Here is a 13,299-nt window from a genome sequence, read left to right as displayed (position 1 = left end):
TACAAATGCTAGGCTAGGATTAATGAAACATGCGAAGTGATTAATAAATTAGTCTTGCGCGCGCGCACGAAAGGGTTACATTTCGCCAAAATAGCGTAACTCGCGTGTTGCGCGCTCGCATCTGGTTACAATTGGGGGATGTTCGATGGCTGCTCTGCTCACCGTGGTCCGGGTTGATGGCAATGTCTTCGTGCTGGATCCGCGCAAGCTGCTGGTCCCCGGCATGGAGATTCCCGAGGGCGCGACCTTGGTGGCGCCAGATGGCGGCCGGCTGATTCTGGCGGACGGTGCGGTGCTGCCGCTCAACGCGGGGCAGCCGCTGATTCTCCAGGTCGTCGACGACGTTCCTACGCTGCTGGTGGCGGACGCTGGCAGTGCCGATAGCGACATCGCCGCACTGCAGGCGGCCATCGAGGCGGGTGTCGACCCGACGGCCGTTCAGCAGGCGCCGGCAGCCGGTAATGCCGGCGGCGGTGGCGGCAGCCTCTCCGGCGAAGGCGGTTTCTCCACCCCGTTCGACATCGCACGGGTGGGGCGTGAGGAGAGCAGCAGCTATAGCTACAACGCTGCCTTCGCAGATCCGGGCGCGCCCGTGGTCACTCCCGCAAGTTTTTCGCCCCCTGCCGCCGATGCCCCCGGAGGAACCGATGCTGCGGCAACCAATCAGAATCCTGTAGCGAGTGCCGGTACCCAAACCACTGGCGAAAACGCGACGTTGAATGGCCAGGTGCCGACGGCGACCGATATCGATGGCACCATTTCCAGTTACCAGCTCGCGACCGGCATAGGTCAGGGCAATGGCTCGCTGAGCTTCAATAGCGACGGCAGCTACGTCTTCAACCCGGGGGCGGACTTCGACAGCCTGGCTCCGGGCCAGAGTCGCGACGTCACCTTTACCTACACCGCCACCGACAACGACGGCGGTGTCAGTGCGCCGCAGACGGTAACCATCACCGTCACCGGCACCAATGACGCACCGGTCGCCAAGTCGGATACCCAGACCACCGGTGAGAACGTCACCCTGAATGGCCAGGTCCCTGCAGCCACCGATGTCGATGGCACCGTCGAGAGCTACCAGCTTGCGACCGACGTGGGCCAGGGCAACGGTTCGCTGAGCTTCAATAGCGACGGCTCTTACACCTTCAACCGGGCGCCGACTTCGACGCACTGGCCGCTGGCCAGAGTCGTGAGGTCACCTTCACTTACACCGCCACCGACAACAATGGCGGCGTGAGCGCACCGCAGACGGTAACGATCACCGTTACCGGCACCAATGACCTGCCGGTGGCCAAGGCCGACACCCAGACCACCGGTGAGAACCAGGTACTCGAAGGTAGCGTGCCGGCGGCGACCGATGTCGACGGCACCGTCGAGAGCTATCAGCTTGCGACCGGCGTGGGCCAGGGCAATGGCAGCCTTAGCTTCAATAGCGATGGCAGCTACATCTTCGACCCGGGTGCGGACTTCGACAGCCTGGCTCCGGGCCAGAGTCGCGACGTCACCTTTACCTACACCGCCACCGACAACGACGGCGGCGTCAGTGCCCCGCAGACGGTAACCATCACCGTCACCGGCACCAATGACGTGCCGGTGGCCAAGGCGGATACCCAGACCACTGGCGAGAACCAGGTGCTCGAAGGTAGCGTGCCGGCAGCCACCGATGTCGACGGCACCGTCGAGAGCTACCAGCTTGCGACCGACGTGGGCCAGGGCAACGGTTCGCTGAGCTTCAATAGCGACGGCTCTTACACCTTCAACCCGGGCGCCGACTTCGACGGTCTGGCCGCGGGTGAAAGCCGCAACGTCACCTTCACTTACACCGCCACCGACAACAATGGCGGCGTGAGCGCACCGCAGACGGTGACGATTACCGTGACCGGCACCAATGATCTGCCGGTGGCCAAGGCCGATACCCAGACCACCGGTGAGAACGCCGCCCTGAACGCTCAGGTGCCGGCAGCCACCGATGTCGATGGCACGGTCGAGAGCTATCAGTTGGCGCAGAACCTCGGCGACGGTAATGGCACGCTGAGCTTCAATAGCGACGGCAGCTACACCTTTAACCCGGGTGCCGACTTCGACAGCCTGGCCGCGGGTGAAAGCCGCAACGTCACCTTCACTTATACCGCCACCGACAACAATGGCGGCGTCAGCGCCCCGCAGACGGTCACTATCACTGTCACCGGCACCAACGATCTGCCGGTCGCCAAGGCGGATACCCAGACCACCGGTGAGAACGCCGCCCTGAACGCTCAGGTGCCGGCAGCCACCGATGTCGACGGCACGGTCGAGAGTTACCAACTGGTGCAGAACGTCGGTGATGGCAATGGTGCACTGAGCTTCAATAGCGACGGCAGCTACACCTTCAACCCGGGTGCGGACTTCGACGGTCTGGCCGCTGGTCAGAGTCGCGACGTCACCTTTAGCTATACCGCGACCGACAACAATGGCGGGGTCAGCGCGCCGCAAACGGTGACGATCACTGTCACCGGCACCAACGATGCGCCGGTGGCAGTCGCCGATACCGGCAGCACTGGTGAGAACGCCACGCTTACCGTCGATGCAGCTCAAGGCGTGCTGGCCAACGACAGCGATGTCGATGGTGGGACGCTGACGGTAAGTGCGGTCGATGGCACCGACACAAACGTTGGCCAGGCCATTGCCGGCTCCAACGGCGGCACCTTCACGCTGAACGCGGACGGTTCCTACAGCTTCAATCCGGGCACGGCATTCGATCGTCTGGCCGCGGGTCAGCAGGACACCACTCAGATCAGCTATACCGTCAGCGACGGCCAGGGCGGCAGCGATACTGCCATCCTGACGGTCACCGTCACCGGCACCAATGACGCACCGGTCGCCAAGGCCGACACCCAGACCACCGGTGAGAACCAGGTACTCGAAGGTAGCGTGCCGGCGGCGACCGATGTGGATGGCTCGGTCGAGAGCTACCAGCTCGCGACCGGCGTTGGTCAGGGCAACGGCAGCCTCAGCTTCAATAGCGACGGCAGCTACACCTTCAATCCGGGGGCGGACTTCGACAGCCTGGCCGCGGGTGAAAGCCGCAACGTCACCTTTAGCTACACCGCCACCGACAACAATGGTGGCGTCAGCGCCCCGCAGACGGTAACCATCACCGTCACCGGCACCAATGACGTGCCGGTGGCCAAGGCCGATACCCAGACCACCGGTGAGAACCAGGTGCTCGAAGGTAGTGTGCCGGCGGCGACCGATGTGGATGGCACGGTCGAGAGCTACCAGCTCGCGACCGGCGTGGGTCAGAGCAACGGCAGCCTCAGCTTCAATAGCGACGGCAGCTACACCTTTAACCCGGGTGCGGACTTCGACGCGCTGGCCGCTGGCCAGAGCCGCGACGTCACCTTCAGTTATACCGCCACTGACAACAATGGTGGGGTCAGTGCCCCGCAGACGGTGACGATCACTGTCACTGGTACCAACGACGTACCGGTGGCCAAGGCCGACACCCAGACCACCGGTGAAAACGCCACCCTGACTAGCCAGGTGCCGGCGGCCACCGATGTGGATGGCACGGTCGAGAGCTACCAACTGGTCAATGGTGTTGGTAACAACAACGGCTCGCTGAGCTTCAATAGCGACGGCAGCTACACCTTCACGCCGGGTGCGGATTTCGATGGTCTGGCCGCCGGTCAGAGCCGCAACGTCACCTTCACTTATACCGCCACTGACAACAATGGCGGGGTCAGCGCGCCGCAGACGGTAACCATCACCGTCACTGGCACCAACGATCTGCCGGTGGCCAAGGCCGACACCCAGACCACCGGTGAGAACCAAGTGCTCGAAGGTAGCGTGCCGGCGGCGACCGATGTGGATGGCACGGTGGAAAGCTATCAGCTGGTGCAGAACGTCGGTGATGGCAATGGCAGCCTTAGCTTCAATAGCGACGGCTCCTACACCTTCAATCCGGGCACGGACTTCGACGGTCTGGCCGCGGGTGAAAGCCGCAACGTCACCTTTAGCTACACCGCCACGGACAACAACGGCGGGGTGAGCGCACCGCAGACGGTGACGATCACCGTCACCGGCACCAACGACGTGCCGGTGGCCAAGGCCGATACCCAGACCACTGGCGAGAACGCCACGCTGACTAGCCAGGTTCCGGCGGCCACCGATGTCGATGGCACGGTCGAGAGCTATCAGCTCGCGAACGGCGTGGGTCAGGGCAACGGTTCGCTGAGCTTCAATAGCGACGGCAGCTACACCTTCAACCCGGGTGCGGACTTCGACGCCCTGGCGGCTGGCCAGAGTCGTGACGTCACCTTTAGCTATACCGCGACCGACAACAATGGCGGGGTCAGCGCGCCGCAAACGGTGACGATCACCGTCACCGGCACCAACGATGCGCCGGTGGCAATCGCCGATACCGGCAGCACTGGTGAGAACGCCACGCTTACCGTCGATGCAGCTCAAGGCGTGCTGGCTAACGACAGCGATGTCGATGGTGGGACGCTGACGGTAAGTGCGGTCAATGGCACTGACATAAACGTTGGCCAGGCCATTGCCGGCTCCAACGGCGGCACCTTCACGCTGAACGCGGACGGTTCCTACAGCTTCAATCCGGGCACGGCGTTCGATCGCCTGGCCGCGGGCCAGACCGATACCACCCAGATCAGCTACATCGTCAGCGACGGCCAAGGCGGCACTGCCACCTCGACGCTGATCGTGACAGTGACCGGCACCAACGATGTGCCGGTCGCCAAGACCGACACCCAGACCACCGGTGAGAACCAGGTACTCGAAGGTAGCGTGCCGGCGGCGACCGATGTCGACGGCACGGTCGAGAGCTATCAGCTCGCGGCCGGCGTGGGCCAGGGCAATGGCAGCCTCGACTTCAATAGCGACGGCAGCTACACCTTTAACCCGGGTGCCGACTTCGATGGTCTGGCTGCGGGTGAGAGTCGCAACGTCACCTTCACTTACACCGCCACCGACAACGATGGCGGCGTCAGCGCACCGCAGACGGTGACCATCACCGTTACCGGCACCAACGACGTGCCGGTGGCCAAGGCGGATACCCAGACCACCGGGTGAAAACGCCACCCTGAACGCTCAGGTGCCGGCAGCGACTGATGTCGACGGCACGGTCGAGAGTTATCAACTGGTGCAGAGCGTCGGTGATGGCAATGGTGCACTGAGCTTCAATAGCGACGGCAGCTACACCTTTAATCCGGGTGCGGACTTCGACGGTCTGGCTGCGGGCCAGAGTCGTGACGTCACCTTTACCTACACCGCGACCGACAACAATGGCGGCGTCAGTGCCCCGCAGACGGTGACCATCACCGTCACTGGCACCAACGATCTGCCGGTCGCCAAGGCCGATACCCAGACCACTGGTGAAAACGCTACCCTGAATGCTCAGGTGCCAGCAGCGACCGATGTCGATGGCACGGTGGAAAGCTATCAACTGGTGCAGAACGTCGGTGATGGCAATGGTGCACTGAGCTTCAATAGCGACGGCAGCTACACCTTCAACCCGGGGGCCGACTTCGACGCACTGGCCGCTGGCCAGAGTCGTGACGTCACCTTCACTTACACCGCAACCGACAACGATGGCGGCGTGAGTGCGCCGCAGACGGTGACCATTACCGTTACCGGCACCAACGATCTGCCGGTCGCCAAGGCCGATACCCAGACCACTGGCGAAAACCAGGTGCTCGAAGGTAGCGTGCCGGCAGCCACCGATGTGGATGGCACCGTCGAGAGCTACCAACTGGTCAACGGTGTTGGTAACAACAACGGTTCACTGAGCTTCAATAGCGACGGCAGCTATACCTTCAACCCGGGGGCCGACTTCGATGGTCTGGCCGCGGGCGAGAGCCGCAACGTCACCTTTAGCTACACCGCCACCGACAACAATGGTGGCGTGAGCGCCCCGCAGACGGTGACCATCACCGTCACTGGCACCAACGATGTGCCGGTCGCCAAGGCCGATACCCAGACCACCGGTGAGAACCAGGTGCTCGAAGGTAGCGTGCCGGCAGCGACCGATGTCGATGGCACGGTGGAAAGCTATCAACTGGTGCAGAACGTCGGTGATGGCAATGGTGCACTGAGCTTCAATAGCGACGGCAGCTACACCTTCAACCCGGGTACCGACTTCGACGCACTGGCCGCTGGCCAGAGTCGTGACGTCACCTTCACTTATACCGCCACTGACAACAATGGCGGCGTCAGCGCCCCGCAGACGGTGACCATCACCGTCACTGGCACCAACGATGTGCCGGTGGCCAAGGCCGATACCCAGACCACTGGTGAGAACCAGGTGCTCGAAGGTAGCGTGCCGGCAGCGACCGATGTCGATGGCACGGTGGAAAGCTATCAACTGGTGCAGAACGTCGGTGATGGCAATGGTGCACTGAGCTTCAATAGCGACGGCAGCTACACCTTCAACCCGGGTGCCGACTTCGACGGTCTGGCCGCCGGCCAGAGCCGCAACGTCACCTTTAGCTACACCGCGACTGACAACAACGGCGGGGTCAGTGCCCCGCAGACGGTGACCATCACCGTCACCGGCACCAACGATGTGCCGGTGGCCAAGGCCGATACCCAGACCACCGGTGAGAACCAGGTGCTCGAAGGTAGCGTGCCGGCAGCGACCGATGTCGATGGCACGGTGGAAAGCTATCAACTGGTGCAGAACGTCGGTGATGGCAATGGTGCACTGAGCTTCAATAGCGACGGCAGCTACACCTTCAACCCGGGGCCGACTTCGACGCACTGGCCGCTGGCCAGAGTCGTGACGTCACCTTCACTTACACCGCAACCGACAACGATGGCGGCGTGAGTGCGCCGCAGACGGTGACCATTACCGTTACCGGCACCAACGATCTGCCGGTCGCCAAGGCCGATACCCAGACCACTGGCGAAAACCAGGTGCTCGAAGGTAGCGTGCCGGCGGCGACTGATGTCGACGGCACGGTCGAGAGTTATCAACTGGTGCAGAGCGTCGGTGATGGCAATGGTGCACTGAGCTTCAATAGTGACGGCAGCTACACCTTCAACCCGGGCGCCGACTTCGACGGCCTAGCCGCCGGCCAGAGCCGTGACGTCACCTTTACTTACACCGCCACTGACAACAATGGCGGGGTGAGTGCCCCGCAGACGGTAACCATAACCGTCACCGGCACCAATGACGCACCGGTCGCCAAGGCCGACACCCAGACCACCGGTGAGAACCAGGTACTCGAAGGTAGCGTGCCGGCGGCCACCGATGTCGATGGCACCGTCGAGAGCTACCAGCTTGCGACCGACGTGGGCCAGGGCAACGGTTCGCTGAGCTTCAATAGCGACGGCTCTTACACCTTCAACCCGGGCGCCGACTTCGACGGTCTGGCCGCGGGTGAAAGCCGCAACGTCACCTTCACTTACACCGCCACCGACAACAATGGCGGCGTGAGCGCACCGCAGACGGTGACGATTACCGTGACCGGCACCAATGATCTGCCGGTGGCCAAGGCCGATACCCAGACCACCGGTGAGAACGCCGCCCTGAACGCTCAGGTGCCGGCAGCCACCGATGTCGATGGCACGGTCGAGAGCTATCAGTTGGCGCAGAACCTCGGCGACGGTAATGGCACGCTGAGCTTCAATAGCGACGGCTCTTACACCTTCAACCCGGGCGCCGACTTCGACGGTCTGGCCGCGGGTGAAAGCCGCAACGTCACCTTCACTTACACCGCCACCGACAACAATGGCGGCGTGAGCGCACCGCAGACGGTGACGATTACCGTGACCGGCACCAATGATCTGCCGGTGGCCAAGGCCGATACCCAGACCACCGGTGAGAACGCCGCCCTGAACGCTCAGGTGCCGGCAGCCACCGATGTCGATGGCACGGTCGAGAGCTATCAGTTGGCGCAGAACCTCGGCGACGGTAATGGCACGCTGAGCTTCAATAGCGACGGCAGCTACACCTTTAACCCGGGTGCCGACTTCGACAGCCTGGCCGCGGGTGAAAGCCGCAACGTCACCTTCACTTATACCGCCACCGACAACAATGGCGGCGTCAGCGCCCCGCAGACGGTCACTATCACCGTCACCGGCACCAACGATGATCCGGTGGCCGTTGCCGATACCGGTAGCACCGGTGAGAACACCATCCTCAATGTGTCCGCTGCCCAGGGCGTACTGGCCAACGATAGCGATGTCGACGGCGGCACCCTGAGCGTCAGCGCGGTCAATGGGGTGGCGGGTAGCGTAGGCACCGCGATCACCGGCTCCAACGGCGGCACCTTCACGCTGAACGCGGATGGCTCCTACAGCTTCAACCCGGGCACGGCGTTCGATCGTCTCGCCGCGGGGCAGACCGACACCACCCAATCATTTACACCGTCAGCGACGGTCAGGGCGGCAGCGATACCGCCACCCTGACCGTGACGGTTACCGGCACCAACGACGTGCCGGTGGCCAAGGCGGATACCCAGACCACAGGCGAGAACCAGGTGCTCGAAGGTAACGTGCCGGCGGCCACCGACGTCGACGGCACGGTCGAGAGCTATCAGCTCGCGACCGGGGTGGGCCAGGGCAATGGCAGCCTCAGCTTCAATAGCGACGGCAGCTACACCTTCACGCCGGGTGCGGATTTCGATGGTCTGGCCGCGGGCCAGAGCCGTGACGTCACCTTCACTTACACCGCCACCGATAATAACGGCGGCGTCAGCTCACCGCAGACGGTGACCATCACCGTTACCGGCACCAACGATGCGCCGGTCGCCAAGGCGGATACCCAGACCACTGGTGAAAACGCCGCCCTGAACGCTCAGGTGCCGGCAGCGACCGACGTAGACGGCACCGTCGAGAGCTATCAGCTCGCGACCGGCGTGGGTCAGGGCAACGGTTCGCTGAGCTTCAATAGCGACGGCAGCTACACCTTCAACCCGGGCGCGGACTTCGACGGTCTGGCCGCGGGTGAAAGCCGCAACGTCACTTTCAGCTACACCGCCACGGACAACAACGGTGGGGTCAGCGCGCCGCAGACGGTGACCATCACCGTTACCGGCACCAACGATCTGCCGGTCGCTCAGGCGGCCACGGCCACGACGGAGGAAAATACCGTCCTGACCAGCCAGGTACCGGCAGCGACTGATGTCGATGGCACGGTCGAGAGTTATCAACTGGTGCAGAACGTCGGTGATGGCAATGGTGCACTGAGCTTCAATAGCGACGGCAGCTACACCTTCAATCCGGGGGCGGACTTCGACGGTCTGGCCGCTGGCCAAAGTCGCGACGTCACCTTTACCTACACCGCCACCGATAATAACGGCGGCGTCAGCGCACCGCAGACGGTGACCATCACCGTTACCGGCACCAACGATTTGCCGGTGGCCAAGGCCGATACCCAGACCACCGGTGAGAACCAGGTGCTCGAAGGTAGCGTACCGGCAGCGACCGATGTGGATGGCACGGTCGAGAGCTATCAGCTCGCGACTGGCGTGGGTCAGGGCAACGGTAGCCTCAGCTTCAATAGCGACGGCAGCTACACCTTCAACCCGGGTGCCGACTTCGACGGTCTGGCCGCTGGCCAGAGTCGCGACGTCACCTTTAGCTACACCGCCACCGACAACAACGGCGGCGTCAGCTCACCGCAGACGGTGACCATCACCGTGACCGGCACCAACGATCTGCCGGTCGCTCAGGCGGCCACGGCCACGACGGAGGAAAATACCGTCCTGACCAGCCAGGTACCGGCGGCGACCGATGTCGATGGCACCGTCGAGAGCTATCAGCTGGTGCAGAACGTCGGTGATGGCAATGGTGCACTGAGCTTTAATAGTGACGGCAGCTACACCTTTAATCCGGGTGAGGACTTCGACGGTCTGGCCGCTGGCCAGAGTCGCAACGTCACCTTTACCTACACCGCCACCGATAATAACGGCGGCGTCAGTGCCCCGCAGACGGTCACCATCACCGTCACCGGCACCAACGATCTGCCGGTGGCCAAGGCCGATACCCAGACCACTGGCGAAAACCAGGTGCTCGAAGGCAGCGTGCCGGCGGCCACCGATGTGGATGGCACCGTCGAGAGCTACCAGCTCGCGACTGGCGTGGGTCAGGGCAATGGTGCGCTGACCTTCAATAGCGACGGCAGCTACACCTTTAACCCGGGTGCGGACTTCGACAGCCTGGCCGCTGGTCAGAGTCGTGATGTCACCTTTAGCTACACCGCCACCGATAATAACGGCGGCGTCAGCGACCCGCAGACGGTAACCATTACCGTCACCGGTACTAACGATGTGCCGGTCGCCAAGGCGGATACCCAGACCACCGGTGAGAACCAGGTGCTCGAAGGTAGCGTACCGGCAGCGACCGATGTCGATGGCACGGTCGAGAGCTATCAGCTCGTGACCGGCGTGGGCCAGGGCAATGGCAGCCTCAGCTTCAATAGCGACGGCAGCTACACCTTCAACCCGGGTGCCGACTTCGACGGTCTGGCCGCTGGCCAGAGTCGCAACGTCACCTTTAGCTACACCGCCACCGACAACAATGGCGGCGTGAGTGCCCCGCAGACGGTAACCATCACCGTCACCGGCACCAATGACCTGCCGGTGGCCAAGGCCGATACCCAGACCACCGGTGAGAACCAGGTGCTCGAAGGTAGTGTGCCGGCAGCCACCGATGTGGATGGTACGGTCGAGAGCTATCAGCTGGTCAATGGTGTTGGTAACAATAACGGTTCGCTGAGCTTCAATAGCAACGGCAGCTACACCTTCAACCCGGGCGCCGACTTCGACGGTCTGGCCGCGGGTGAAAGCCGCAACGTCACCTTCACTTACACCGCCACCGACAACAATGGCGGCGTCAGCGCCCCGCAGACGGTAACCATCACCGTGACCGGCACCAATGACGTGCCGGTGGCCAAGGCGGATACCCAGACCACCGGTGAGAACCAGGTGCTCGAAGGTAGCGTGCCGGCAGCCACCGATGTGGATGGCACGGTGGAAAGCTATCAGCTGGTGCAGAACGTCGGTGATGGCAATGGCAGCCTTAGCTTCAATAGCGACGGCAGCTACACCTTTAATCCGGGTGCGGACTTCGACGGTCTGGCCGCTGGCAAGAGTCGTGATGTCACCTTCAGCTACACCGCGACCGACAACGACGGTGGGGTGAGCGCCCCGCAGACGGTGACCATCACCGTCACCGGCACCAACGATGCGCCGGTCGCCAAGGCGGATACCCAGACCACTGGTGAAAACGCCACGCTGACTAGCCAGGTTCCGGCGGCCACCGATGTGGATGGCACGGTCGAGAGCTATCAGCTCGCGAACGGCGTGGGCCAGGGTAATGGCTCGCTGAGCTTCAATAGCGACGGCAGCTACACCTTCAATCCGGGCGCGGACTTCGACGCACTGGCCGCTGGCCAGAGTCGCGACGTAACCTTCACTTACACCGCCACCGATAATAACGGCGGCGTCAGCGCACCGCAGACGGTGACGATCACCGTCACCGGCACTAACGACGTACCGGTGGCCAAGGCCGATACCCAGACCACCGGTGAAAACGCCGCCCTGAACGCTCAGGTGCCGGCGGCGACGGATGTCGACGGCACCGTCGAGAGCTACCAACTGGTCAACGGTGTTGGTAACAACAACGGTTCGCTGAGCTTCAACAGCGACGGCTCACACCTTCAACCCGGGTGCCGACTTCGACGCTCTGGCCGCTGGTCAGAGTCGCGATGTCACGTTCAGCTACACCGCCACCGACAACAATGGCGGCGTCAGCGCACCGCAGACGGTGACGATCACCGTCACTGGCACCAATGACGCACCGGTCGCTCAGGCGGCCACGGCCACGACGGATGAAAATACCGCCCTGACCAGCCAGGTACCGGCAGCGACTGACGTCGACGGCACCGTCGAGAGCTACCAGCTCGCGAACGGCGTGGGTCAGGGCAATGGCTCGCTAAGCTTCAATAGCGACGGCAGTTACACCTTCAACCCAGGTAACGACTTCGATGGTTTGGCCGCGGGTCAGAGTCGCGATGTCACCTTCAGCTATACGGCGACCGACAATAACGGTGGGGTGAGCGCACCGCAGACGGTGACCATCACCGTCACCGGCACCAACAATGCGCCGGTCGCCAAGGCGGATACCCAGACCACGGATGAAAACGCCACGCTGACTAGCCAGGTTCCGGCGGCCACCGATGTGGATGGCACGGTCGAGAGCTACCAGCTCGCGACAGGCGTGGGCCAAGGCAATGGCAGCCTTAGCTTCAACAGTAACGGCAGCTACACCTTCAACCCGGGTGCCGACTTCGACGCTCTGGCCGCTGGTCAGAGTCGCGATGTCACGTTCAGCTACACCGCCACCGACAACAATGGCGGCGTCAGCGCACCGCAGACGGTGACGATCACCGTCACTGGCACCAATGACGCACCGGTCGCTCAGGCGGCCAAGGCCACGACGGATGAAAATACCGCCCTGACCAGCCAGGTACCGGCAGCGACTGATGTGGATGGCACCGTCGAGAGCTACCAGCTCGCGACCGGCGTGGGTCAGGGCAATGGTGCGCTGACCTTCAATAGCGACGGCAGCTACACCTTCAGCCCGGGCACGGACTTCGACGGCCTAGCCGCGGGTGAGAGTCGCAACGTCACCTTCAGCTACACCGCGACCGACAACGACGGTGGGGTGAGCGCCCCGCAGACGGTGACGATCACTGTTACCGGCACCAATGACCTGCCGGTGGCCAAGGCCGATACCCAGACCACCGGTGAGAACGCCACCCTGACTAGCCATGTCCCGGCGGCTACCGATGTGGATGGCACAGTCGAGAGTTATCAGCTGGTCAATGGTGTTGGTAACAACAACGGCTCGCTGAGCTTCAATAGCGACGGTAGCTACACCTTTAACCCGGGGACTGACTTTGACGGTCTGGCCGCTGGCCAGAGCCGCGACGTCACCTTTAGCTACACTGCCACCGATAATAACGGCGGCGTCAGCGCCCCGCAGACGGTGACGATCACCGTCACCGGCACCAACGATCTGCCGGTGGCCAAGGCCGATACCCAGACCACCGGTGAGAACGCCACCCTGACTAGCCAAGTGCCGGCAGCGACCGATGTCGATGGCACCGTCGAGATCTATCAGCTCGCGACCGGCGTGGGCCAGGGCAACGGCAGTCTCAGCTTCAATAGTGACGGCAGCTACACCTTTAACCCGGGCGCCGACTTCGACGGTCTGGCCGCGGGTGAAAGCCGCAACGTCACCTTCACTTACACCGCCACCGACAACAATGGCGGCGTGAGTGCCCCCAGACGGTAA

General features: G+C 63.0%; 6 protein-coding genes. All 6 read left to right on the top strand.

Annotated elements, in window-relative coordinates; genetic code table 11:
• Window positions 1-145: 145 nt before the first annotated feature.
• Genes CN538_RS02340 through CN538_RS02315 form a run of 6 tightly spaced genes read left to right on the top strand, consistent with a single transcriptional unit; the run spans window position 146 to window position 13,299 of the window.
• On the top strand, window positions 146-1,234 hold the full coding sequence (locus CN538_RS02340; RefSeq protein WP_106418438.1) for a retention module-containing protein: 1,089 nt from the start codon (window positions 146-148) through the stop codon (window positions 1,232-1,234).
• Window positions 1,168-5,067: a beta strand repeat-containing protein gene (locus CN538_RS02335; RefSeq protein WP_242495742.1), complete on the top strand. Its 3,900-nt coding sequence runs from the start codon at window positions 1,168-1,170 to the stop codon at window positions 5,065-5,067. Before CN538_RS02340 ends, CN538_RS02335 begins: the two co-directional genes overlap by 67 nt.
• Entirely contained in the window at window positions 5,048-6,820 is a 1,773-nt protein-coding gene (locus CN538_RS02330; protein ID WP_422917566.1) for a tandem-95 repeat protein, read from the top strand. Before CN538_RS02335 ends, CN538_RS02330 begins: the two co-directional genes overlap by 20 nt.
• Window positions 6,754-8,406 (top strand): tandem-95 repeat protein, encoded by a 1,653-nt coding sequence (locus tag CN538_RS02325; protein ID WP_242495741.1) that lies wholly within the window; start codon window positions 6,754-6,756, stop codon window positions 8,404-8,406. The genes CN538_RS02330 and CN538_RS02325 overlap by 67 nt, the downstream gene beginning before the upstream one ends.
• A 2-nt stretch (window positions 8,407-8,408) precedes the next feature.
• On the top strand, window positions 8,409-11,795 hold the full coding sequence (locus CN538_RS02320; RefSeq protein ID WP_106418434.1) for a tandem-95 repeat protein: 3,387 nt from the start codon (window positions 8,409-8,411) through the stop codon (window positions 11,793-11,795).
• Window positions 11,686-13,299, top strand: a complete 1,614-nt coding sequence (locus tag CN538_RS02315; RefSeq protein ID WP_106418433.1) for a tandem-95 repeat protein — start codon at window positions 11,686-11,688, stop codon at window positions 13,297-13,299. The genes CN538_RS02320 and CN538_RS02315 overlap by 110 nt, the downstream gene beginning before the upstream one ends.

Origin of the sequence: Salinicola tamaricis (assembly GCF_003006155.1) — a bacterium.
GTDB lineage: Bacteria > Pseudomonadota > Gammaproteobacteria > Pseudomonadales > Halomonadaceae > Salinicola > Salinicola tamaricis.
The sequence above is the reverse complement of the archived record's forward strand: the minus strand, read 5'-3'. Positions and strand labels throughout refer to the sequence as shown.

Bases quoted from the DNA above. Each gene is read 5' to 3' on its own strand.
- CN538_RS02340 (WP_106418438.1), top strand. From the start codon at position 146: ATGGCTGCTCTGCTCACCGTGGTCCGGGTTGATGGCAATGTCTTCGTG.